The organism is Mesorhizobium sp. BHbdii (assembly GCF_053848045.1).
Map to the genome: position 1 here is coordinate 428,922 of NZ_JBSPKX010000002.1, position 22,770 is coordinate 451,691.

The window sequence follows — 22,770 nt, forward strand, 5'->3', positions numbered from 1 at the left end:
AGCTATACACCTCGCGGCAACCCGCGACCAGTGCGCAACGAGAACCCGACCCGTAGGCATCACTCGCCCAAGTCGATACCCGGGAAACTGTCCTCCGGAATGTTGCACCGTCCCGCCGCGAGGGGCTCTTCGTCCGCGGCACTGTCATACAACCAGCTATAGCCCAACAAAACTGCACCCACTGCAGCTGGAGCCCCGCGCCTATCACGGTCACCTTCCACCTCAGCGACTGGCCCGGAACCCAATCCGCCTCAAATGACTTGTTTGTGGCAAAATCTTGAAGGGAGAGGCCATGTCCGCACCTGACGAAATGGATGTCGTCCTGGAAAAACTACCTTTGAGGATCGGCGCCTACATACCCGACGACTTGCTGGAAGACTGGTTCGCGCCGGGAACGGGCATGAACCCAGTCAGCAAGGAAGCGCTGGCGGCCGCCAAGACTTACGGGTGGCGCTTCGAATGCGAGTTCAAGCACTATCCCGAACGGATGGAGGGGGTGTTCTGGAAATGGGTGCCGGCGATCTGATCCGCACAGGGCAGCCCGGATAGGAACGGGCAGGCCCCCTGATCGCCTCAGCCGCCGCCGATCGGCGTCGTCACCTTTCCGGTTCCACCGCATTCGGGGCAGGTGCGGCCGTCGATCATGCCTGTCCCGGCGCAGCGGCGACACATATTCTCGCCGGCGCCAGGAGTGCCTGGCGGTACTTCGTCGACATTGGTCTGATCCTGCGCAGCTTGCGCAGGTTTGCCCTGCAGCTTGTCTCTCAACCGGGCGGCGGTCTCGTCGACTTCAAGCGACGTGCTGCTGTCGTCCGGTTCGCCGGATTGGCCTATGGTTTCGTTGCGCGGCCGGTCGTTCGTGCCTGTCGTTATCTTTGCTTTCCGAGCCATTGCAGTACTCTTTGCCGATTGCAGGCGCAGCTATCAGTTCCTGCGGTTTCGAACGCCTGAGCTCCGCAGAGGTTCCGGTTGGCAACCGTTCGCCGGCGGGCCCGGACGGAAGTGGCAATCAGCCAAGCGCATCCAGGCTGAACGGCACGCGATCAGGGAGCCGCTCAAGCAGGATTCCCTTCAACGGCGCCGCGCAGCCTTTGCGTCAGCGCTACGACAGCCGCTCCGACCGCACTTTCACATCATCGCTCAGCTGCCGCACGATCCCGGCGGTCTTGCGGATGTCCGCTTCGTCAAGAGCGACGCCCATGGTCGAGGCGATCGCCAAGAGCTGGGCGTTCAGCTCACTGTGGCGCGCGTCGCCTTTGCGCGTCAGCCGCACGAGCTTCGAGCGCCGGTGCTTCGGATTGTCGATGAATTCGACGAGCCCCTCGGCCGCAAGCTCATCCGCCAGCCGCTGCATGCGCTGACGGCTGGTGGGCCGCATCTGGGCGATCTGCGGCACGGTGAGCGGGCCAAGCAGCGCCAGGCTTCGCATGAAGCCGAACGCACCGCCGCCCCAACTGGTGATGAGCCCTGCCTTCTGGCCGAGAGCCCGTATTCTGAAGAAGCACTGGGCCACTTCGAGCATCAGCTCGGTGATCGCCTCGGCCTTGCCGTCAACGATGGGGTCCGTCCCTGTTCTTGGGCCCAACTCAGTCCCGTGTCGTGCCGGCGCCATCGCTTCCGTTCTCCTTGTCTCCGCCAATTTCCGCGATTGACACCTATATTGTCAACTTCTAGAATGACACCTTGATTGTCATCTCTAGGGGCTATGGCTTCATAGCTCTCCAGCATCTGCGGGAGCAGACATGGACCCGGCTGGGCAAACCGACACCGGAACCGCAGGCGTCATCGCGAGACCGCCCCTGCTCTTTCTCGCCGCTTTTCTGATTGGCTTCGTGCTGGATCGCCTGTTGCGCTTGCCGTTCCCGATTCCCGGGGCCTGGATCATCGGCGGCTCGCTGGTGCTGATCGGTTTTGCGCTTTTCGCAGCGGGCATTCGCAACTTCTACCGTGCGGCGACGCCGGTGCCGACGAATGAGCCGACGCGCGTGCTGGTGACGACCGGCATCCATGGATGGACGCGCAATCCGATCTACCTCGGCATGTTCCTGATCTATGGCGGCATCGGCGTCGCCGCGCAGAATATTTGGATCCTTGTCCTCACGCTGCCGCTGGCAATCCTGATCCGCTACGGCGTCGTCGCCCGCGAGGAGGCCTATCTCGAGCGGCGTTTCGGCGAAGCGTATCGCGACTACAAGCAAAGCGTGAGGCGCTGGCTCTGAGCGTCGCAAGAATGCCGATCGCGGGCTCTGATCCCAAAGTCTCGCCGAGCTGGTACTATTTTGGCGGCTGACGACGATCCAGAACCAACGCTTAGGGATTCAAATGAAACTCGGCTTCATCGGCATCGGCACAGGCGCGCTCACAGCCGCGATTGTCACCGGGCTTAAATCCGCCGCGGACAATTCCGTATCGATTGTCCTGTCGCCCCGTAATGAAGAAGTTGCTGCCAGCCTGGCGCTTCGCTACCGCGATGTACGGGTTGCACCGAACAATCAGGCAGTCCTCGACAGTTGCGATACGATCATGCTGGCGGTTCGGCCGCAGATTGCGCATGACGTGCTAACAGGATTGCGGTTTCGTCGTGACCGTCACGTCGTCAGCTTGATCGCCACCCTGTCGCGCGAAGAAATAGCCGCCTTGATCGCTCCCGTGGAGCAGGTGACGAAGGCACTTCCCATGCCGATGATCGCTCACAGGCAGGGAGCGACAATCATCTGTCCGCCCGACCGGCGCATGGCGGCATTGTTCGGCAGGCTGGGAAAGGTGATCGAGGTCGATGATTCGAGCGAGTTCGACGCGCTGAGCGTCGTTACCGCGACATTTGCCAGCTATTTCAAATATCTCGATACAATCCATGGCTGGCTGAAACAGCATGGCGTCGCCGAGGCGCGGGCGCGCGACTATATCGTCACCATTTTCAAAGCGCTGGCCAACGCACCGGAAACAACGCCGGATACGGGCTTCATGGATCTGGCGCAAGACTATGCAACGCGCGGCGGGCTCAACGAACAGGTATTGCGCGAGCTCACGGCACGGAACGTATTTGTTGCCTTCGCAGAAAGCCTGGATGGCGTGCATCGGCGTATCTCGGCAGGAGCAGCGCCGCGCATTGGTCCTCTATCGTGACGATGACAGCCGACCCTAGCGTAATCCTTCACACCAACGCGCCGGCCGTGGCGATGAAGCTGTTGCGGGACAAGCATCCGGGGCTTTCGGTCTATCCTTGTGACAGCTACGCCGGTCTGGCCGCCCTGATAGAAGAGACAAAGGCCGAGATCGTCTACTCGGTGCGCTTCGACGGCACAGCGCGCTTTCCGCGCTCCGCTCTCCTGGAGAGCCCGACGGTGAAATGGGTGTCGGTCGGCGGATCGGGGACGGATCATCTGGGTCGCTGGAACCCCGAAAAGGTGACGGTGACGAACGCCGCCGGTGTCGCGGCCGATATGATGGCCGAATACGCGCTGGGGGCGATGCTGTCCTTCTCGCTCGGTCTTCGAAATTTCGCCAGGCATCAGCGCGCGCGAACGTGGATCACCGGCTCGGTCGAGCCAATCCAGGGCAAGACATTGCTGCTGCTCGGCCTCGGCAGGACCGGGCAAGCATTGGCCCGGCGTGCGAAGGCCCTGGGGCTGACGACGTTCGGCGTACGTGCGCATCCCAGGCCAACCGCCGATGTCGACGAGGTTCACGGCATCGAGGCATTGCCGGGACTTTGGGGCCGGGCCGACTTCATCGCCTGTTGCGTGCCGCTGCTGGAGGCGACGCGCGGGCTGATCGGCGCTGCGGCGTTTGCCGCGATGAAGCCGTCGGGGGTGCTCATCGACGTTTCGCGTGGCGGCGTCGTCGATGAGGCAGCGCTGCTGTCGGCGCTCGACGGCGGCAGCATCAAAGGCGCCGCGCTCGATGTCTTTTCGACCGAGCCACTGCCGGCTGATCACCCACTTTGGGGCTATGAGAACGTGATCGTCACGCCGCATTGCTCGTCGGTCTATGAAGGCTGGGAGGAGAAAGCCGTTGAAATGTTCGCAGACAATCTCAGCCGCTATCGGCGCGGCGAAAAGCTGCTCGGCGTTGTCGATCCAATGCGCGGTTACTAGTTCCTCTGCACAGAGGATTTGGTTCTTTGACTGAGCCTGAAGGAGGCTGTGATGGTTGCCGCCGACCGATCTCCTCCTGCCAATCTCGAGGGTTTGCGATTAGCCATAAGCCACCACACCTTCGTCATCCCAGGGCGGAGCAAGGAGCGCAGCGACGCGGCGCAGACCCTGGGATCCATTCCGTTACCTCAGCCGAGGAATGCAACGGCTCAGAACGGTGCTTGCATCCGCAACGGTGCCAGCTACCCTTCCACCATGACCGGCTATGCCTATATGACCGCGAGCCAGAAGCGCGGCACGATCTACATCGGTGTCACCAACGATCTTGGCCGCCGCATGCCGGAGCACAAATCCGGCCAGGGCTCGCGCTTCACCAGCCGCTACGGTGTGCAGCGTCTGGTCTGGTATGAAGAACATTTCGATATCCGCGATGCCATCCAGCGCGAGAAGTCGCTGAAGCGCTGGCCGCGCCCATGGAAGATAGAACTGATCGAGAAGACTAATCCAGAGTGGTTCGAGCTTTTTCGCGGAACGGGGTGGTAGCGTTCGGTTCTGGTCCGCTGGAGCACTGCCGCGAGGTAACGGCATGGATCCCAGGGTCTGCGCCGCGTCGCTTCGCTCCTTGCTCCGCCCTGGGATGACGAAGGGAGGGGTGTTTCGGCTAATCTCGAAAGTTTGCGATTTGCCACTGAAATTGGCCGCCGAAAAACTATCGACGTTCGCTGCCGATCGGCCCAACCTGTCAAAATCACTGTGCAGAGGAACTAGCGATGAAGTCTCCCGACGGCGCCTCGATACAAGAAGCCGAGATCGCGATCATCGGCGGCGGCATTGCCGGAGCGAGCGCGGCCTATGAACTGGCGGCCGTCTCGTCGGTCATCCTGCTCGAGCGGGAAAGCCATTGCGGCTACCATTCCACCGGCCGGTCGGCCGCGAGCTTTACGGAGAATTACGGCAACGCCGTCATCCGACGGCTGGCGATCGCGAGCAGGTCTTTTCTCGAAGCGCCGCCCGAGGACTTTTGCGATCATCCCTTGATACTTCCGCGTGGCATGCTGACCATCGCGCGTCAGGATCAGCTCGGCCGGCTTGAAGAGGAACTCGAAAGGGCCAGGCAATTCGTGCCGTCGATCCATCGGGTCAGTCCCGAAGAGGCGTTTGCGCGCGTGCCGGTGCTGCGAGCCGATTATGTCGCCGGTGCGATCGTCGAACCAGGCTGTCGCGAGATCGACGTCAACGAGCTTCATCAGGGTTTCCTGCGCAACGCGCGCAGACGTGGCGGCCGGATCGTCACCAATGCAGGCGTCGACGCGATCGAGCGGCACAAGGATCGCTGGATCCTGCAGACGAGCCAGGGACTGTTCGCCGCGCCGATCCTCGTCAATGCGGCCGGCGCCTGGGCGGACAGGATCGCCGGTCTGGCTGGAGTTGCGCCGATCGGTCTGGTGCCGAAGCGGCGCACCGCGTTCCATGTCGCAGCACCGGATGGCGTCTCCATTGCCGGATGGCCGCTGGTCAACGATGTCGGCGAGGAATTCTACTTCAAGCCGGACGCCGGCCGGATTTTCGTCTCGCCGGCGGATGCGACCCCAAGCGAGCCGATGGACGCTTATCCCGACGATTTCGACGTCGCCGTCGGCGTCGATCGGCTGCAGCGGGCGACGACGATCGACGTGCGCCGGATAGAACATCAATGGGCGGGCCTGCGCAGTTTTGTCAGCGACGCCTCGCCGGTGGTCGGCTTCGACGCCGAGGCCGAAGGCTTCTTCTGGCTGGCGGGCCAGGGCGGCTACGGCATCAAGACATCGCCGGCGCTGGCCCGGGCATGTCGCGATCTGATCCGCACCGGGCTGTTGCCGGATGATCTGTTGCGTCAAGGCATCGAGCCGGGCGATCTTGCGCCCGGCCGGATCGGGGCGACATTCGCGCCGGAGGAAAAAGCACCGTGAGTGAGGGATGACCGCATGACGATCGAACGCTTCGAGAATGGACCACGCTTCTGCCGCGTGCTCAGCCCATAATGGCATTGTCTATCTGGGGCATTGTCTATCTGGCCGGGATGACGGCCGACGATCTGTCCGGCGACACCACGCAGCAGACGCGCGACGTGCTCGCCAAGATCGACGCCTATCTGGCGAAGGCCGGCAGCGACAAGACCAGGATCCTGAGCGCCACGGTATGGCTGCGCGACATTGCCGACTTCGACAATATGAACGCCGCCTGGGACGCCTGGATCGACAAAAGCGCCATGCCGGTGCGGGCAACGCTCGAAGCCCGGCTCGCCGGCGACGGCTACCGCGTCGAGATCATGGTGACCGCTGCCGCCTGAACTGCGATCTATTGGGAGACGACGCCATGGCTCGAAACCTGACCATAGCGGTCTGCCAGACCGGCCCGATACAGAAAAGCGCGCAACGGTCCGAAACGGTGGACCGGCTGGTCGTGCTTCTGGAAAGAGCGGCGGCCGCCGGCGCTGAAATCGCGGTGTTTCCCGAACTGGCGCTGACAACCTTCTTTCCGCGCTGGCGCATCGACGACCAGGCCGAGATCGAGGCGTTCTTCGAGCCGGCCATGCCGGGCCCGCAGACGCAGCGCCTTTACGACACCGCGGCGCGGCTCAAGATAGGCTTCGCGCTCGGCTATGCCGAGCTGACGCGCGTGGACGGGGGCCGCTTCAATACGATGGATCTGGTCGGGCAGGACGGGAAGCTTGTCGGGCGCTATCGCAAAATCCATGTACCGGGATCAAGTGAGCCGGAACCGGGCACGACCGTGCATCTCGAGCGGCGTTATTTCGAGCCCGGCAATCTCGGCTTTCCGGTCTTCGCCTATCGCGGCGTGCGCGTCGGCATGGCCATCTGCAACGACCGGCGCTGGCCGGAGACCTACCGCATGCTCTGCCTCAACGGCGCCGAAATTGTCCTGATCGGCTACAACACCCCGCTGCTGCTCGATGAGGCGCCGGCGCTGGCGCATCTGCGCATGTTCCACAATCATCTGCCGATGCAGGCCGGCGCCTATCAGAACACGGTCTGGGTCGCGGCAGCGGCCAAGGCCGGCGTCGAGGACGGCCAGGCCCTGATCGGCGGCTCCTGCATCATCGCCCCGACCGGCGAAATCGCGGCGCAGGCGATGTCGCTCGACGACGAGGTGATCGTCCATCGCGCCGATCTCGACCTCATCGCCGTCTGCCGCAAGGTGAATTTCGACTTCGCCAGATATCGCCGGCCCGACCAATATCGGCTGATCGCGGATCAGGTTTGAGGTGACGGCCCTCGCTGGCCGTTCGCGTTCCGTTATTGCGTTACCATCACAGGACTTCGAAACTAGTTCCTCTGCACAGAGGACTTGGTTCTTAGACTGAGCCTGAACGCGGCTGTGGACGGTCGTCGGCCGGCTTCCGGCCGCAAGTCTCCAACGCTCGCGATTAGCGTTAGGCCCACCACATCTTCGTCATCCCAGGGTCTGCGCCGCGTCGCTTCGCTCCTTGCTCCGCCCTGGGATGACGAAGTGGAGGGATGCTTCGGCTAATCCTAGATGTTTGCGACCTGCCACTGACAGGAATCATCGACGTTCGCTGCCGATCGGCTCGACCTGCCAAAACTACTGTGTCGAGGATGCCCTCAGCCTCACCCCGTCAGGATCGAAGAACGGCATCGCCGACACCACCCCGCGTGTCGGCGCCATCGATGTCGATGCTGAGCACCGTCCCGATCTGCGTGAACGGCAGCCGCAGATGCGCGGTCGCCAGCACCTTGCCCGAGGAATAGCCGTGGTCGCTATAGTGACGACGCCGGCATCCTCGCCGTCGGCCAGAACCCGCGCATTCGCCGCGGCCGGCATGCCGCCTTCGACGATCAGCCCGGTCCAGCGGCTCGTCGACGCCTGTGTCGCGGATCTTGAGCAGCGCCTCGCGGCCGACGAAATCGCCCTTGTCGGACCTGATCCAGCGATCGAGGCCGACATGAAACGGCGTGCGGGTCTCGTCCATGTCGATGCCGTGGGCCGGATAGGCCTTCTCCAGTCCAAGCGTGAATATCGCCAGCACGCCATAGGGTTTCAGGCCGAAATCCTGGCCGGCCCGCATCAACGCGTCCCAGACGGTGGCGGCCTCGTCGGCCGGCACGAAAAGCTCGAAGCCGAGCTCGCCGGTCACGCCGATGCGCGAGATCAGCAGCTTCGTCTCGCCGATGCGCGCTGTGGTGAACGACCAGCGTTTCAGCCCATCCAGATCAGCGTCCTGCACCAGCACCTTCAAAAACTCGCGCGAGCGCGGCTCGCCAACCTAAATTCATCCCGCTCTAGGAAACAGCAACGAGATGACCGTTGCCAAGATCCTTCAGGGCCAGTTTCGGCGGGTCTTCGCCGATTTTTCGAGTCGGGCTCGGGATCTCCTGGTCGAGACGCGCGAAACGCGGCCGGCGCTTTGCCGGATCGGGCACCGGCACGGCCTCGATCAAGCGCTTCGTGTAGGGATGGCGCGGGTTCGAAAAGACCTGGTCGCGGGTGCCCATTTCGACGATCTGGCCGAGATACATGACGGCGACACGATCGGAAATGTTCTCGACCACCGCCATGTCGTGCGAGATGAACAGATAGGCGATGCCGAATTCGCGCTGCAGTTCCTTCAGCAGGTCGAGCACGCGGGCCTGCACCGACACGTCGAGCGCCGAAACGCTCTCGTCGGCGATGATGAGTTTGGGCCTGAGTGCCAGAGCGCGCGCGATGCAGATGCGCTGGCGCTGGCCGCCCGAGAATTCGTGCGGATAGAGCTCCATCTGGTCGGCCGACAGCCCGACGCGCTCGAAAAGCGCCGCCACAAGCTGGCCGCGCTCTTCCTTCGAGGCAATGCCATGGATCAACAGCGGCTCGGCAACGAGGTCGCCGACGCGCATGCGCGGGTCAAGCGAGGCATAGGGATCCTGGAAAATCATCTGCACGTCGCGGCGAACCGACCTGCGCTGGTCACGGCCAAGGCCCGCCAGATTGCGCCCGCCGATCACGATATCGCCGTGGTAGGGCACAAGCCCGGCCAACGCTTTGGCGGTGGTCGACTTGCCGCAGCCGGATTCGCCGACCAGCGCCAGCGTCTCGTGCGGCGCGATCGAAAAGCTGACGCCTTCGACGGCGTGGACACGGCGGTTCACTTGGCCGAAGAAGCCACCGCGCAGGTCGAAATGGACATGCAGATCGTTGACCACCGCCACGCTTCCGGGCATTTCCGCTTCGACGGATTTTTGTTCGGGGGACTTTTGGCGGCCGACGCCGGTTCCGATGCGCGGCACGGCAGCGAGCAGCTCGCGCGTATAGTCGGCTTGCGGCCTGGCGAAAATATCGGCGGCTGTTCCCTGCTCGACCATGCGGCCGTGCCGCATGATGACGACGCGATCGGCCATTTCGGCCACCACGCCCATGTCATGGGTGATGAGGATGATGCTGGTGCCGTGTTCGCGCTGCAGATCGCGCAGCAGTTCCAGCACCTCGCCTTGCACGGTGACGTCGAGCGCCGTCGTCGGCTCGTCGGCGATCAGCACATCCGGTTTCAGTGCCAGCGCCATGGCGATCATCACGCGCTGGCGCATGCCGCCGGACAGTTCGTGCGGAAACTGTTTTAGCCGGCTTTCGGCTTCCGGGATGCGGACAGCCTTCAGCGCCTCGATGGCGCGCCGGCGCGCCTCGGCGCGCGACAGGCCGGTATGGGCCTCGATGGACTCGACCAGCTGCCGGCCGATCGACAGCACCGGATTGAGCGATGTCATCGGCTCCTGGAAGATCATCGCGATGCGGTCGCCGCGAATGCGGCGCATCCGGCGCTCATCGAGCCCCGCCAGGTCGATGTCACTCCGATCCACATCGCGAAGCCGGATCGTGCCAGACCCTATCCGGGCGGCCGGCTGCGGCAGCAACTGCATGATCGCCAGCGCGGTCATCGATTTGCCGGAACCGGATTCACCGGCAATGCAAAGCGTCTCGCCGCGCGAAAGCGAGAACGATAGCTCTGATACCACCGGCCGCTCGCCATCTTCGCCACGCACGCCGACGGTCAGCCCGGAGATTTCCAGCACCGGTCCGGCCGTGACCGAAACGGCCGGGGCAAAAGCCCCGGTCCGCTTGCTGGTTGCGCCTTTGCTCATTCGAAGACGCAGCGCGGGAAGTAGAACGACACCACCCAGTTCGGCATGTCGACAATCTCGCTGATCCGGAGATCGCCGCAGACCGAAACCAGCATGTAGGCCTCGACCGGGTCCATTGCGTAGCGGCCGGCAAGCAGGTCGACCATCTGGGAGACCGCTTCCCTGGCGCCCGTCATCAGGTCCGGTCCGATGCCGGTCGTCACCTCATACCCCTTGGCATCGAGATGGCGCGTCACCGGGCCAGGCGTGGTGAAGCGCGGCGTCTTCAGCCGCGCATCCTTAATCAGGTCGAGCTTGAACACGACATCCATCGGGCTTTCGATCGCCGTGCCGCACACTTCGCCGTCGCCCTGCGCGGCATGCGTGTCGCCGACCGAAAACAGCGCACCGGCCACCTCCACCGGCAGATAGAGCGTGGTGCCGGCCGCGAGATCGCGGATGTCGAGATTGCCACCGACGCGCCTTGGCGGCACCACCGAGTGGAGGCCCATTTCAGCCGGCGCGTTGCCGATGGTGCCGGCAAAGGGTTTTAGCGGCACCCGCGCATGCTTGCCGAACAGCGCCGGCTCGAGCGAGGCGGCGTCGTATGTCCAGATGTTCAGCGCCGGCTCCGAAAAATTGTCGGCGAGCAGCCCGAATCCCGGAATGTTCGCCGTCCAGCCGAAGCCGGACGGCTTGAACATCTCGATCGTCACCTTCAGTGCATCGCCCGGCTCGGCACCTTCGACATAGATGGGCCCGGTGACGGGGTTCACCTTGGCGAAGTCGAGCAAAGCGACGTCGGCAACGGTGCTGTCGGCCTGAAGCTGGCCACCTGACGAATCGAGGCACTGGAATTCGATCGTCGAACCGGGCGCCACCCGCTCAGTCGGGACAAAGGAATTGTCCCAGCCGAAATGGTGATGGCGCCCGTGGATGGTGTAGTCACAGTTATTGCACATCGGTCACATACACATTGTCATAATTGATCGGGATATGGACGGGATCGACATAGAGATTGTCGGCGCCACCCATCCGGGCCGATTTCATGGTGAAACGCTGCTCGTTGAAGACCGGCGCCCAGGGCGCGTCTTCCATGATCTTGCCGTAGATCGCGCTCCACATCTTGGCACGTTCGCCTGATTTGGCCGGATCGACGATCGAGTCGGCCTCCGCCGCCTTGGCGTCGAGATCCTTGTTGCAGTACCACGACCAGTTCCAGCCGCCCGGAACCGCGCCGGCGCAGCCGAGGATCGGCCCGTAGAAGTTCGACGGATCGGGGAAATCGGCGATCCAGGCCATGCCGCCGGACCAGATCATCGGCGCGCCGGCCTTGTCGCCGCCGGCGGCGATGACATTGGCCTGCGCGAGCGACTGGATGCTGGCCTTGATGCCGATCGCCGCCAGATCCTGCTGGATCGCCTGGGCGATGCGCGGGTTGGGATCGGTGTTCATGGCGAACAGCTGCGTGTCGAAACCATCGGGATGACCGGCCTCGGCAAGCAATGCCTTGGCCTTGGCCACGTCATAGGGATAGCCCTTGAATTCCTTGTCGTAGCCGGGCATCGACGGCGGCAGCGGCTGGTTGGCCGGCACCGCACGGTTGTTGATCAGCTGGACGATACGGTCCTTGTTGATCGCCATGTTGACCGCTTGCCGCACCTTCACATTGTCGAAGGGCGCCATGGTGGTGTTCATTGTGATGTAACCGGTGTGCAACTGGCCGCCCTCGACGACGCGGGCCTTCTGCTCGGGATCGGCCATCACCTCCTGGAACTTGGCCGGCGGAATGCCGTCGCCGGGAATGTCGATCTCGCCCTGCTGCAGCCGCAGCAGCGCCACGATCGGCTCCTGTCCGATCTCGAAGGTGACCTTGTCGAGATGCGGCAGGCCTTTGTGCCAGTAGTCCGGGTTGCGCTCGAAGACGACGCGCTGGCCGAGCGTCCATTCGGCGAGCTTGAAAGCCCCGGTGCCGACCGGATGCTTGCCGAAGTCCGCGCCGTATTTCTCGACCTCCTCCTTCGGCACGACATGCGAGAAGTTGATGGCCATGACATGCAGGAAGGTGGCGTCGGGCCGGGTCAGTTCGAACTTGACCGTGTAGGGATCGACGACGGTGACGCCCGCCAGGCTTTCCGCCTTGCCTGCAGCGACATCGTCATGGCCCTTGATCGAGCCGAAGAAGCCGGCGCCGGGGCTCTGCGTCTTCGGATTGGCGACGCGATCGAGCGAATATTTCACGTCGTCGGCGGTCATCTCGCGGCCATTGTGGAACTTCACCCCTTGGCGCAGCTTGAAGGTGAAGGTCTTGCCGTCGCGCGCTATCTCATAGCTCTCGGCGAGGTCGGGCCGCAGGTTGGTGGTGCCCGGCTCGTAGTCCATCAGCCCGTCGAACAGGCTCTTGATCATCGACCAGTTCTGCCAGTCATAGCCGATGGCCGGATCGAGCGTGGCAACGTCGTCCTTGTAGGTGATGGTGATCGCGCCGCCCTGCTTGGCGTTCGGATCGACGGCATCCTCGGCGCGTACGCTTGTCATGCCGAGCATCAGCGCGAGCGCCGATACCGCAAGGGTGGATGTCAAGAATTTCTTCATCTCATGTTCCCTTTCTCTGGTTGTTACCGGTCTTTTTTGGTTTTCATCTAAGCTTGATGCGCGGATCGATGAACGGTGCGACCGTGTCGGCCAGGAGATTGCCGAGCACGATGGCCAAGGCTGAAACCAGGGTGACACCCATGATGATCGGAATGTCGACGCGCTGGATGGCCTGCCAGGCAAGCTGGCCGATGCCGGGCCAGCCGAACACGCTTTCGACCACCACGATGCCGCCCATGAAGATGCCGATGTCGATGCCGATCATGGCGATGACCGGCAGGATGGCGTTGGGCAGTGCATGGCGGAAGATGATGGCGCCGCGCGCAAGGCCCTTGGCGCGAGCGGTTCGCATATAGTCCTGGCGCAGCACGTCGATCATTGACGAGCGCATCATGCGGGCGTACCAGCCGGCGCCGAGGATTCCCATGGTCAGCGAGGGCAGCACCAAATGGCGCCAGGTGCCGTAGCCGCCGATCGGAAACCAGCCGAGCCGCACGGCGAATACATAGAGGAGCAGCAGGCCGACGACGAATTGCGGCGCCGAGACGCCGACAAAGGACGCGACCATCAGCGTCTGGTCGGTGGCGGTGCCACGCCTGACTGCGGCAACAAGGCCCATCGTCAGGCCGATCGCCAGCTCGCAAAGGATGGCGCCGACCATCAAAAGCAGGCTTGCCGGCAGCCGCGAGATGATGAGCTCCGTGACCTCGGAACGCTGGATGTAGGAGCGACCAAGATCGCCGCTGAGCAGGCTGGTCAGATAGTGCCAGTACTGGATGAAGAAGGGCTGATCGAGGCCGAGCTGCCGGCGGATGTTCTCGACCGTCTCGGGCGTGGCGCTACGGCCGGCGATCTGTCGGACGGGATCGGCGGGCAGCAGGTAGAGCAACGCAAAGGTGATCAGCGACACGCCGAGCAGGATGAGCAGCGATTGAATGATACGGCGGCCGAGATAGGCGATCATGCTCGGCCCCTTTGCGTCGGATCGAGGATGTCGCGCAGCGCATCGCCAATGAGGTTGAAGGCCAGCGCCAGCGCCAGGATCGCCGCACCCGGAAAGAAGACCAGCCAGGGCGCTGCCTGGAAATAGGTCTGGTTCTCGAAAATGATGTTGCCCCAGGATGCGGTCGGCGGCTGCACGCCGATGCCGAGATAACTGAGCGTTGCTTCGAGCAGCACCGTGGTCGAGATGCCGAGCGTGCCCCAGACGATGATCGTCGGCAGCAGATGCGGCAGGATATGGCGAAACAGGATGCGTGATGCGCTGGCCCCGATCGTACGCTCGGCGTCGATGAACTCGCGCTCGGCGAGCGAGCTGGTCTCGGTGTAGATGACCCGCGCGGTCTGCACCCAGTTCACCAGTGCGATCACCATGGCAACGATCCACAGGCTCGGCTGGAGCACCGCCGCCAGGCAGATGGCGAGCAGCAGCGCCGGAAAGGCCATCATCAGATCGGTGAAGCGCATCAGCGCGCTGCCGATCCAGCCGCGGAAATAACCCGCGGTGACGCCGACCAGCGTGCCGATCAAAAGCGCCACGCCGTTGGCGACGATCCCGATGATCAGCGAAGTACGCGCGCCGAAAAGGATGCGGGTCAGCAGATCGCGGCCGAGCAGATCCGTGCCCAGCCAGAAGCTGGCATTCGGCGGCAAGGGCGCACCTTCAAGCGTCAGCCCGTCAAACATCTGCTCATTCGGATCGTAGCCCGTCAGCCACGGCGCCAGGACGGCGCCAGCCACGACGACGGCAACGATCACCAGGCCGAGCACCGCCAGAGGGCGCTTGACCAGGCGCCGCCAGACCCCGGCGCGTGGCTTGACCGGCATGCGCCCGGTTGCCGGAAGATCAGGCGCGATGGGACTGGTCATCGCCGCCTTCTTCCGTCATCGCCACGATCCGGCGCGCGGCCTCCTCGACGCTGATCTGCCAGCTCATCGCCAGCGACCGGAGCTGCGCATAGGCGCGGCCGTCCTCGGCGCCTTTCGACAGGGCCTCCACCGCGCGCACGATGGTCTGGCGCTCCGCGACGCGCAGGCGAAGCGACGATATCTCGCTTGCCAAAAGCTTGCGCGCCTCGAAACTCTGCCGTGCGATCAACAGGGCGCTGTAGACGCCGGCATTGCCAACCGGCTTCAGCAACTGGGCGTCGGCCTTGTGCGACAGCGCCCACTCGATGCGGCCCGGCGCTTCGGAGCCGATCAGCGCCACCAGCGGCATCGGCGCCTCACCCGGCGCCCATGGGAATTGTTCGTCGAAGCCGAGATCGGCATCGAAGAAGACGAAGTCCGCCGCCAGCGCCTCGGCCGGCAGTTCCGGCCAGCAGCCGACCGTCTCGAGGCCGATGGCCGACAATTGCCGCGTGATCGCCTGCACCGTCGGATGCGGACGATGCAGGACAAAGGCCCTGGCGCCGCCGAGATTCGGGATGCGCGGGACCTTGCTCACGAGACCACCCTCAGGCGTGGGCGGCCGAATGTCTCGGTCCGGTCATAGCGGGACAGATAGGGATCGGGCGCGACACCCTTGGTCAGCGTGACGGTCTTGAACGCGGTGCCCTCGATGCGCCCGATCTGCACCGGCAAGGTGGCGTGTTGGGTTTGCGGATCGATGGAGATGTCGCCGAGCGGGGTTCGAAACGAGGTTCCGGCAAAGGCCTTGGGAAGGTCCGGCCATTGTGCGCCGGGATTGCGGGCGAGGATTTCGGCAAGCGTCCGCACCGAGGCATAGGCGGCCGCCTCGAAGGATGAGGCAGGCATGACAGAGGGCGCCCAATCGCCCTGGCGATCCGCTGCCGAGATATCGTGAAAGTAGGGCCCGACGGAAAGATGGCCATTGCCTGCATCATTGAGCGCCGGCAACTCGCATTCGGTGAGATTGCAGGACAGGATGGGGCAGCGCTCCGGCCTGAAATGCGGGTCGCGTTCGGCGAGTTCGGCATAGGCCGCGATGAAGGCATAGGACGAGGAGCCGATCAGGTTATTCAGGATGAACTCCGGCCGGGTTGCCTGGATCTCGGCGATCAGTCTGGAGACATCGACCTCGCCGAGCGGCAGATAGCGCTCGCCCAAAACCTTGCCGCCGGCGTCGGCGATCAGGTCGCGGGCGACACGGTTAGTCTCCCAGCCCCAGATATAGTTGGAGCCGAGCAGGAAGCCATTGGCGCCGAAGCGCGGCACGACATGGGCCAGCAGCGGGACGAGATGCTGGTTTGGGCAAGCGTGCATGTAGACGACATGCTCGTTTGCTTCGAAGCCCTCATAGGGACAGGCATACCAGAGCGTGCCGCCGGCGCGCTCGAGGATCGGGATGACCTCCTTGCGGCTCCATGACGTGATGCAGCCAATGATGTGGCGCGCGCCGCTGTTGGCGAGAATGTCGGCGCAGCCCGTCGCGTAGCCATCGATATTGCCTTGCGGGTCGCGCTCCACCGGAACGAATTCGATCGGGATGGCGGGATCGGCGTTGATGTCGGCGATGGCCGTCATCGCACCGGAACGGCAGGATTCGGACAGCAGGCGGTAGTTGCCCGACCGCGAGTAAAGGATGCCGATTTCGATACGCCGTCCCAAGCAAATCCCCAAAATAACAATGCCCCGCAGCCGCCGCCGCGGAAGGCGAGGCATACGAGGCATTTTTGCCGCCCGGCGGTCGGAGCCGGTATTTTCCCCAATAGCGTATTCGGTACGGCGGGTCAGTCAAGCGGGAAAGTGAGGGCCGGGAAAGTGACCTGGTTGCGTCTGGTTGCGCGAGGGGCCTCGCCGAGGATTCGTCCTATCTCAGCGGTGGGCGCGTTTCTCGTCCGTCGCCGCCCGGTCGATCGCCAGCCCATCCGTCGACAGGGAGACACCAAATTTTTCGCCAGCGTCCTCGGGCGTGTAGTAACCCAAGGCGACATCCCTCAGCACCAGTTCCGGGTCGCGCGCCAGGGGATCGCCATAGCCACCGCCGCCCGGCGTGCCGACGCGCACGCGGTCGCCGGCTTTGAGGGCGATGTCCTGCTCCTTGGAGAGGTGCGGCGGCACATGTTCCTTGCCGTCGCGAAAAACGGTCACCGTATTGACCGCGCCGTCCTTGCCGCCGAGCGCGCCCTGCGGGCCGAAGCGGCCATGGTCCATGACGAAGGAGGCGCGGGCGTCGCCGCGCAGGATCTCGACCTCGTAGGCGAGGCCAAAACCGCCGCGATGCTTGCCGGCGCCGCCCGAGCCTTCGCGCAGGGCATAGTGGCGGTAGAGCACCGGAAAAGCCTGCTCCATGATTTCGACCGGCGGCGATTTGGAGATGCCGATGGTCGAGCAGCCGTTGGTCAGGCCGTCGTGACCGGCATTGCCGCCATAGCCGCCGCCGGAGATCTGGTACATGACGTAATCGCGACCGCGGGCCGGATCGTTGCCGCCGAGCGCGAAATTGCCGCTGGAGCCGGCCGGGGCCGCCGTCACCTTGTCCGGCAGTGCCTGCACCATCGCCGCGAACACCGCCTCGGCGATGCGCTGCGAAACCTCGGCCGCGCAGCCCGACACCGGGCGCGGATATCTGGCGTCGAGGAAGGTGCCTTCCGGCCGCCTGACGATCAGCGGCTCGAAGGCGCCGGCGCTGATCGGCACATCAGGGAAAATATGGCGCATCGCGAGATAGACCGAGGACAAGGTGGTCGCCAAGACGCTGTTCATCGGCCCGGCGCAAGGTTTTGACGAGCCTGAGAAATCGAAGTTGAGCGTGTCGCCGTGTTTCTCGACGGCAAGCGCGATGGTCAGCGGCTCGTTCACCACCCCGTCGGAATCGACGAAGGCCTTGGAATGGTAAACGCCGTCGGGAATGGCTGATATGTTGGCGCGCATCTGTTCGGCCGCGCGGCGGCGCAGTTCGGCGATCGCCTCGACCACTGTTTCGCTGCCGTAACGATCCAGGATTCCGTTGAGCCGGTCCTGACCGATCAGCAGGGCGGCCGCCTGCGCACGGATGTCGCCGATGCGCTGGTCGGCAACCCTGATGTTAGAGCAGATGATGGCGTAGATCTCGCGATCGAGCACGCCCTTCTTGAACAGTTTGACCGGCGGCAGCCGCAGGCCCTCCTGCTCCACGGCCGTCGCCGAGGCGGAAAAGCCGCCCGGCACCGAGCCGCCGATATCGGGCCAGTGGCCGGTGTTCGACAGCCAGCAGAAAATCGTTCCGTCCCGGTAGACCGGCATGGCGAAGCGCACGTCCATCAGGTGGGTGCCACCGAGATAGGGGTCGTTGACGATGTAGATGTCGCCGGGCTCGGGCTGCAGGCAGCGGCCGTCGGCGATCATTTCGATCACCGTTTTGGTCGAATACTGCATCACGCCGACGAACACCGGCAGACCTTGGCTGCCCTGCGCGATCAGCGACCCATCGACGGCCGAATAGATGCCGTCGGAGCGGTCGTTGGCCTCGGCGATGACGGGCGAAAAAGCGGCGCGCGAAAAGGTCAGGTCCATCTCGTCGCAGACCTGCTGCAGCGCCGCCTGGATGACCGAAAGCGTAATGGTGTCGAGTTTTGCCATCTCAGGCCTCACCGATGTCGATGATGATGTTGCCGTCGGCGTCCGAGCGCGCCCGGTCGCCGGGCTCGAGCACGGTGGTCGCGTCCATCTGTTCGAGGATCGCCGGCCCTTCGATGAATGCGTCGAGCGGCAGCTTTTCCCTGCTATAGACCGGCGTATCGTGCCAGCGCCCGCCATACCAGACCGGCCGGATTTCGCGCCGCGCCTCGTCGAGCGTTCTGGCGCGCCCTGCCGGGTCGATCAGCCGTGACAGGTCGATCGCCGGCCGCACGCCGGTCACCGAGGTGTTGAGGTTGACCAGATTGGCGCGGATTTCCGGCAGCTCGACCTTGAAGCGGGCGAAATAGGCCTTCTCAAAGAGTTGCTGCAGTACCTCGCGCGTCACCGAAGACGACGGCAGCGGCACGTTGATGATATGGGTCTGGCCGACGAACTGCATGTCGGCGGAATGCGTGACGCGGATCGTCTCCGGCTTCACCGCTTCCTTGCCGATCAGCTCTTCGCCTTCGTTTCGGTGCCGTTCCAATGTGCCGTGAATGTGGATTTCATCAAGGCCGGCCACCGGCTGGTTGACCGTGTTGACGAAATCGTGCCTGAGATCGGCGACGACGCAACCGAGCGCATTGGTGATGCCCGGCCGCGCCGGCACCAGCACTTTGGGCAGACCGAGTTCGCGCGCCAGGGCGGTCGCGTGCAGCGGTCCGGCGCCGCCGAAGGCGAACAGCGCGAAATCGCGAGGATCGTGGCCACGCGACACCGAAACCATGCGGATGGCGCCGGCCATCTTGATGTTGCCGAGCCGCAGCACGGCGCCCGCCGCCTCGACACCGGACAGGCCGGTGGGGCGGCCGATCCTGTCCTCGAATATGCCGGTGACGCGTTCGACGGTGACCGGATTTTCGACCGCGAGCAGCTTTTTCGGCGCCAGCCGGCCGAGCACCAGATTGGCATCGGTGATGGTCGGCTCGCTGCCGCCGCGCCCGTAGCAGATCGGGCCGGGATTGGCGCCGGCGCTTTCCGGGCCGATCTGGATCAGGCCGGCCGCATCGACGCGAGCGATCGAGCCGCCGCCGGCGCCGACCGTATGCACCGCCACCATCGGCACATGGATCGGCATCGCATATTCGATCTCGATCTCGTTCGACACCGCCGGTTCGGCATTGCGGATCAGCGCCACGTCGGTCGAGGTGCCGCCCATGTCGTAGGTGACCAGGTTTTCGAAGCCGGCGCGTTTTCCCGTATAGGCGGCGGCGATGACGCCGGAGGCCGGACCGGACATGACGGTCTTGGCTGACTCGCGTGTGACAAAGCGGGCCGAGATCATGCCGCCATTGCCGTTCATGATCAGGAAGTCGCGGGCGTAGCCTTTTGATCCCAACTCCTTGCGCAGCCGTTCGACATAGCGTTCGAGGATCGGCTGCACCGAGGCGTTGACCGAAGCGGTGACGCCGCGCTCGAATTCGCGCGCTTCCGACAGCAGCGCATGGCCTGTCGTGATGTAGCTATTCGGCCAAAGCTCGGCGGCGATCTCGGCGGCGCGCCGCTCATGCGCCGGATTGGCGTAGGAATGCAGGAAATGGATGACGAGGGATTCGCAGCCGGCCTCGATCAACTGGGAAATCGCCGCGCGCATTTCGGCTTCGTCGAGCGGAATGCGCACCGCGCCCGAGGCTTCGACGCGCTCCGACACTTCGAGCCGCAGATTGCGCGGAATGATCGGGACGAAGCTGCCTGTCATGCCATAGGGCTGCGGCCGCGTTCGCCGGCCAAGCTCGATGACATCGCGAAAGCCGCGCGAGGTGATCATGCCGGTTTTGGCCAACCGGCGTTCCAGCACCGCGTTGGTGGTGGTGGTCGTGCCGTGCACGATGAGGTCGATGCCGCGGATGGGGAAGCCGGTGGCACCGAGCGCCGAAACGACGCCGAAGGCCTGGTTGTCGGTAGTGGTCGGGGTCTTGGCGATATGCACCTTGCCGCCGCCCCGGCCGTCGATCAGAAGCAGGTCGGTAAAGGTTCCGCCGACATCGATGCCGGCGACGACGCTGCCGAGGGAATCCAGCGTCTGCGCCGAAAAATTCTCTTTCATTGTCGAAACCCGAAATATCAGGACTACCGATATGTGTCAGTTTGGAAAGGTGTTTCACGCTGGCGTCTTGACGCAAATATCATTTGTATACTAATAAATTCGGGACACAAGAGCTTACCGTGCAAACGGGCACGCCGGGACCTGATCGGTTCGGGCGCGCAGGAGAAGGTTTGGCGTCAGCGCCCTCGGGTTGGCCAGAAGGTTAGATTTGATGAACACCACATCCGCGCTCAGCACCGCCGGCGCCCGGCCGCAGCAGTTCCCAATTCCGGCCAATGTCTATGCCGAAACCGTCGTCTCGGTGAAGCACTATACCGACCGGCTGTTTTCGTTCCGCATCACCCGGCCGCAGTCGCTGCGTTTCCGCTCCGGCGAATTCGTCATGATCGGCCTGCCAAATGCCGAGAAACCGGTGTTCCGCGCCTATTCGATCGCCAGCCCTGCCTGGGACGACGAACTGGAATTCTTCTCGATCAAGGTGCCGGACGGCCCGCTGACCTCGCAACTGCAGAAGATCCAGATCGGCGACACCGTCATCATGCGGCAGAAGTCGACCGGCACGCTGGTGGTCGACGCGCTGACCCCGGCGAAGCGCCTGTTCATGATCTCGACAGGCACCGGCATAGCGCCCTTCGCCAGCCTGCTGCGCGATCCAGATACCTATGAAAAATTCGAGCAGGTGATCCTGACCCACACCTGCCGCGACAATGCCGAACTCACCTACGGCCAGGAGCTGGTTGCAGAGCTGGAGAACGACCCGCTGATCGGCGAGCTGACCGGTGGCCGCGTCACGCTCTACAATTCGACGACGCGCGAAACCTCCAAGCGCATGGGCCGCATCACCGCGCTGATCGGTTCGGGAAAATTCTATATCGATCTCGGCATCGACAAGCTCGACCCCGAGACCGACCGCATCATGATCTGCGGCTCGATGCATATGCTTAGGGATGTCAAGGAACTGGCCGAAAGCCTCGGGTTCCAGGAAGGCTCGCTGCATCATCCGGCGAGCTTCGTCGTCGAGCGCGCCTTCGTCGGCTGAGACGGCGGGGCGCTTCGGCGCCTGCTTCAAGCGGGTTTGACCATACGGTCAAAAATCTGCTGCTTTCGCGGCCTTTTTCAACTATGACCGCTTGAAGGACTCGTGAAGCGCTGCTTCGCGGGCTATTCTCGGTGGACGTCGCTGAACAAAGGGGCAGGAGATGAGCAGCACAATCCGCGAGGCCGGTCTCGGTGCCGACAGGTTGGGCGCGCCCAAGGTCACGCCGCTGCCGGCGCGCACTGCCGCCAACGCGCCGGTGTCGCAAGCGCACGGCATTGCCCGCAACCCCGGCATGAAGCTCGATCTCGGCTTCATGGAATCGATGCGCAGCGTCAACCGCTCGGCGCTGGAACGGCGTGTCGCCAGTCTGACCAAACGACGCTCGATCAAGGCCGACAACCAGGCCGCCTGGCTGCTGCGCGCCGTCGCCTGCATGGACCTGACCACGCTGAACTCGAACGACACCGACGAGCGCGTGCGCCGGCTCTGCGCCAAGGCGGTCAATCCGTTCCGCCGCGACATCGTCGAAGGCCTCGGCATTACAGGTGAAAAGATCCGCCCGGCGGCGGTCTGCGTCTATCATCCCTTCGTCGCCGCCGCCGTCGATGCGCTGCGCGGCAGCGGTATCCATGTCGCCGCCGTATCTACCGCTTTCCCGCACGGCCTCACCCCGCTTTCGACGCGGCTGCAGGAGATCGAAGCTTCGGTGAGCGATGGCGCCGACGAGATCGACGTCGTCATTCCGCGCGGCCTGGTCTTCGGAGCGAAATGGCAGGAACTCTATAACGAGATCGTCTCGATGCGCGTCGCCTGCGGCGAGGCGCATCTCAAGGTCATTCTCGGCACCGGCGACCTCGCCACGCTGCGCAACGTCATGCTCGCCTCGATGGTGGCGATGATGGCGGGCGCCGATTTCATCAAAACCTCGACCGGCAAGGAAAGCGTCAACGCGACGCTGCCGGTCGGCCTTGCCATGGTGCGCGCCATCCGAGCCTATTTCGAGGAGACCGGCTATCTCATCGGCTTCAAGCCGGCCGGCGGCATATCCACGGCAAAGGCGTCGCTCGACTGGCTGGTGCTGATGAAGGAAGAACTGGGACGGCGATGGCTGGAGCCGGACCTGTTCCGCTTCGGCGCGTCGAGCCTTTTGACCGACATCGAGCGCCAACTCGAACACCATCTGACCGGTCACTATTCGGCCAATCATCGCCACGCGATGGCGTGAGCGCCCCACTCTCCCCCTTGTGGGGCGGGTCGCGGCGAAGCGGCGGGGTGGGGGTCAAAGGAATAGGTCAGCCCGTGCAATGAACCAAACCA

The 22,770-nt window shown here is 63.9% G+C and carries 21 protein-coding genes and 1 pseudogene; 10 read left to right on the forward strand and 12 right to left on the reverse strand.

The features are described from left to right. Positions 1-292: 292 nt before the first annotated feature. Positions 293-526, forward strand: a complete 234-nt coding sequence (locus ACWTU8_RS14820) for a hypothetical protein (RefSeq protein WP_027152211.1) — start codon at positions 293-295, stop codon at positions 524-526. 47 nt (positions 527-573) lie between these two features. On the opposite strand, the gene ACWTU8_RS14825 is transcribed toward ACWTU8_RS14820, so the two are convergent. Beyond that, the gene (locus ACWTU8_RS14825; protein WP_455849064.1) at positions 574-756 is read right to left on the reverse strand and encodes a hypothetical protein; all 183 of its coding nucleotides are present in this window, start codon (positions 754-756) and stop codon (positions 574-576) included. 346 nt (positions 757-1,102) lie between these two features. Further along, the gene (locus tag ACWTU8_RS14830) at positions 1,103-1,612 is read right to left on the reverse strand and encodes a MarR family winged helix-turn-helix transcriptional regulator (RefSeq protein WP_455848742.1); all 510 of its coding nucleotides are present in this window, start codon (positions 1,610-1,612) and stop codon (positions 1,103-1,105) included. Between the two features lie 130 nt (positions 1,613-1,742). Here ACWTU8_RS14830 and ACWTU8_RS14835 point away from each other — a divergent pair, with 130 nt between their 5' ends. The 7 genes and pseudogenes from ACWTU8_RS14835 (at position 1,743) to ACWTU8_RS14865 (ending at position 7,361) form a co-directional block, all read left to right on the forward strand. Next, positions 1,743-2,219 carry a methyltransferase family protein gene (locus ACWTU8_RS14835; protein WP_455848743.1) on the forward strand — a complete coding sequence of 159 codons (477 nt, stop codon included), beginning with the start codon at positions 1,743-1,745 and terminating at the stop codon, positions 2,217-2,219. A gap of 103 nt (positions 2,220-2,322) precedes the next feature. Next, positions 2,323-3,126, forward strand: coding sequence for a pyrroline-5-carboxylate reductase (locus ACWTU8_RS14840; RefSeq protein ID WP_455848744.1), 804 nt, complete (start codon positions 2,323-2,325; stop codon positions 3,124-3,126). A gap of 2 nt (positions 3,127-3,128) precedes the next feature. Further along, positions 3,129-4,097 carry a D-2-hydroxyacid dehydrogenase gene (locus ACWTU8_RS14845; RefSeq protein WP_455849065.1) on the forward strand — a complete coding sequence of 323 codons (969 nt, stop codon included), beginning with the start codon at positions 3,129-3,131 and terminating at the stop codon, positions 4,095-4,097. Between the two features lie 255 nt (positions 4,098-4,352). Then, the gene (locus ACWTU8_RS14850) at positions 4,353-4,640 is read left to right on the forward strand and encodes a GIY-YIG nuclease family protein (RefSeq protein ID WP_455849066.1); all 288 of its coding nucleotides are present in this window, start codon (positions 4,353-4,355) and stop codon (positions 4,638-4,640) included. Between the two features lie 227 nt (positions 4,641-4,867). Beyond that, positions 4,868-6,046, forward strand: coding sequence for an NAD(P)/FAD-dependent oxidoreductase (locus ACWTU8_RS14855; protein WP_455848745.1), 1,179 nt, complete (start codon positions 4,868-4,870; stop codon positions 6,044-6,046). A 15-nt stretch (positions 6,047-6,061) separates the two neighbouring features. Then, positions 6,062-6,426 (forward strand): annotated as a pseudogene (locus ACWTU8_RS14860) (RidA family protein). Between the two features lie 26 nt (positions 6,427-6,452). Further along, positions 6,453-7,361 (forward strand): nitrilase-related carbon-nitrogen hydrolase, encoded by a 909-nt coding sequence (locus tag ACWTU8_RS14865; RefSeq protein WP_455848746.1) that lies wholly within the window; start codon positions 6,453-6,455, stop codon positions 7,359-7,361. Positions 7,362-7,734: 373 nt separating this feature from the next. Here ACWTU8_RS14865 and ACWTU8_RS14870 read toward each other — a convergent pair whose 3' ends face one another. From ACWTU8_RS14870 to ACWTU8_RS14915, 10 genes are all read right to left on the reverse strand, one after another. Continuing rightward, entirely contained in the window at positions 7,735-8,343 is a 609-nt protein-coding gene (locus tag ACWTU8_RS14870; RefSeq protein ID WP_455848747.1) for a hypothetical protein, read from the reverse strand. Between the two features lie 55 nt (positions 8,344-8,398). After that, on the reverse strand, positions 8,399-10,231 hold the full coding sequence (locus ACWTU8_RS14875; RefSeq protein WP_455848748.1) for an ABC transporter ATP-binding protein: 1,833 nt from the start codon (positions 10,229-10,231) through the stop codon (positions 8,399-8,401). Beyond that, positions 10,228-11,172, reverse strand: coding sequence for an acetamidase/formamidase family protein (locus ACWTU8_RS14880; protein ID WP_455848749.1), 945 nt, complete (start codon positions 11,170-11,172; stop codon positions 10,228-10,230). The genes ACWTU8_RS14875 and ACWTU8_RS14880 overlap by 4 nt, the downstream gene beginning before the upstream one ends. Further along, entirely contained in the window at positions 11,162-12,805 is a 1,644-nt protein-coding gene (locus ACWTU8_RS14885) for an ABC transporter substrate-binding protein (RefSeq protein ID WP_455848750.1), read from the reverse strand. Before ACWTU8_RS14885 ends, ACWTU8_RS14880 begins: the two co-directional genes overlap by 11 nt. Before the next feature lie 43 nt (positions 12,806-12,848). Then, positions 12,849-13,769: an ABC transporter permease gene (locus tag ACWTU8_RS14890; protein WP_455848751.1), complete on the reverse strand. Its 921-nt coding sequence runs from the start codon at positions 13,767-13,769 to the stop codon at positions 12,849-12,851. Next, positions 13,766-14,674, reverse strand: coding sequence for an ABC transporter permease (locus tag ACWTU8_RS14895; protein WP_455848752.1), 909 nt, complete (start codon positions 14,672-14,674; stop codon positions 13,766-13,768). Before ACWTU8_RS14895 ends, ACWTU8_RS14890 begins: the two co-directional genes overlap by 4 nt. Beyond that, on the reverse strand, positions 14,652-15,251 hold the full coding sequence (locus tag ACWTU8_RS14900; protein ID WP_065009964.1) for an ANTAR domain-containing response regulator: 600 nt from the start codon (positions 15,249-15,251) through the stop codon (positions 14,652-14,654). The genes ACWTU8_RS14895 and ACWTU8_RS14900 overlap by 23 nt, the downstream gene beginning before the upstream one ends. Then, on the reverse strand, positions 15,248-16,375 hold the full coding sequence (locus ACWTU8_RS14905; RefSeq protein ID WP_455848753.1) for a transporter substrate-binding protein: 1,128 nt from the start codon (positions 16,373-16,375) through the stop codon (positions 15,248-15,250). Before ACWTU8_RS14905 ends, ACWTU8_RS14900 begins: the two co-directional genes overlap by 4 nt. 207 nt (positions 16,376-16,582) lie before the next feature. After that, positions 16,583-18,328, reverse strand: coding sequence for a hydantoinase B/oxoprolinase family protein (locus tag ACWTU8_RS14910; protein WP_455848754.1), 1,746 nt, complete (start codon positions 18,326-18,328; stop codon positions 16,583-16,585). Position 18,329: 1 nt separating this feature from the next. Beyond that, positions 18,330-20,414, reverse strand: a complete 2,085-nt coding sequence (locus ACWTU8_RS14915) for a hydantoinase/oxoprolinase family protein (RefSeq protein WP_455848755.1) — start codon at positions 20,412-20,414, stop codon at positions 18,330-18,332. Between the two features lie 211 nt (positions 20,415-20,625). Between ACWTU8_RS14915 and ACWTU8_RS14920 the strand changes: the two genes are divergently transcribed. Beyond that, the gene (locus ACWTU8_RS14920; protein ID WP_455848756.1) at positions 20,626-21,453 is read left to right on the forward strand and encodes a ferredoxin--NADP reductase; all 828 of its coding nucleotides are present in this window, start codon (positions 20,626-20,628) and stop codon (positions 21,451-21,453) included. A gap of 160 nt (positions 21,454-21,613) precedes the next feature. Further along, on the forward strand, positions 21,614-22,678 hold the full coding sequence (gene deoC / locus ACWTU8_RS14925) for a deoxyribose-phosphate aldolase (protein ID WP_455848757.1): 1,065 nt from the start codon (positions 21,614-21,616) through the stop codon (positions 22,676-22,678). The last annotated feature ends 92 nt before the right edge of the window (positions 22,679-22,770 follow it).

What these genes read in the sequence shown, in the direction of transcription:
- ACWTU8_RS14820 (WP_027152211.1), top strand. Translation starts at nt 293, where the DNA reads ATGTCCGCACCTGACGAAATGGATGTCGTCCTGGAAAAACTACCTTTG.
- ACWTU8_RS14830 (WP_455848742.1), bottom strand. Translation starts at nt 1,612, where the DNA reads ATGGCGCCGGCACGACACGGGACTGAGTTGGGCCCAAGAACAGGGACG.
- ACWTU8_RS14835 (WP_455848743.1), top strand. Translation starts at nt 1,743, where the DNA reads ATGGACCCGGCTGGGCAAACCGACACCGGAACCGCAGGCGTCATCGCG.
- ACWTU8_RS14840 (WP_455848744.1), top strand. Translation starts at nt 2,323, where the DNA reads ATGAAACTCGGCTTCATCGGCATCGGCACAGGCGCGCTCACAGCCGCG.
- ACWTU8_RS14845 (WP_455849065.1), top strand. Translation starts at nt 3,129, where the DNA reads ATGACAGCCGACCCTAGCGTAATCCTTCACACCAACGCGCCGGCCGTG.
- ACWTU8_RS14850 (WP_455849066.1), top strand. Translation starts at nt 4,353, where the DNA reads ATGACCGGCTATGCCTATATGACCGCGAGCCAGAAGCGCGGCACGATC.
- ACWTU8_RS14855 (WP_455848745.1), top strand. Translation starts at nt 4,868, where the DNA reads ATGAAGTCTCCCGACGGCGCCTCGATACAAGAAGCCGAGATCGCGATC.
- ACWTU8_RS14865 (WP_455848746.1), top strand. Translation starts at nt 6,453, where the DNA reads ATGGCTCGAAACCTGACCATAGCGGTCTGCCAGACCGGCCCGATACAG.
- ACWTU8_RS14875 (WP_455848748.1), bottom strand. Translation starts at nt 10,231, where the DNA reads ATGAGCAAAGGCGCAACCAGCAAGCGGACCGGGGCTTTTGCCCCGGCC.
- ACWTU8_RS14880 (WP_455848749.1), bottom strand. Translation starts at nt 11,172, where the DNA reads ATGTGCAATAACTGTGACTACACCATCCACGGGCGCCATCACCATTTC.
- ACWTU8_RS14885 (WP_455848750.1), bottom strand. Translation starts at nt 12,805, where the DNA reads ATGAAGAAATTCTTGACATCCACCCTTGCGGTATCGGCGCTCGCGCTG.
- ACWTU8_RS14890 (WP_455848751.1), bottom strand. Translation starts at nt 13,769, where the DNA reads ATGATCGCCTATCTCGGCCGCCGTATCATTCAATCGCTGCTCATCCTG.
- ACWTU8_RS14895 (WP_455848752.1), bottom strand. Translation starts at nt 14,674, where the DNA reads ATGACCAGTCCCATCGCGCCTGATCTTCCGGCAACCGGGCGCATGCCG.
- ACWTU8_RS14910 (WP_455848754.1), bottom strand. Translation starts at nt 18,328, where the DNA reads ATGGCAAAACTCGACACCATTACGCTTTCGGTCATCCAGGCGGCGCTG.
- ACWTU8_RS14915 (WP_455848755.1), bottom strand. Translation starts at nt 20,414, where the DNA reads ATGAAAGAGAATTTTTCGGCGCAGACGCTGGATTCCCTCGGCAGCGTC.
- ACWTU8_RS14920 (WP_455848756.1), top strand. Translation starts at nt 20,626, where the DNA reads ATGAACACCACATCCGCGCTCAGCACCGCCGGCGCCCGGCCGCAGCAG.
- deoC (WP_455848757.1), top strand. Translation starts at nt 21,614, where the DNA reads ATGAGCAGCACAATCCGCGAGGCCGGTCTCGGTGCCGACAGGTTGGGC.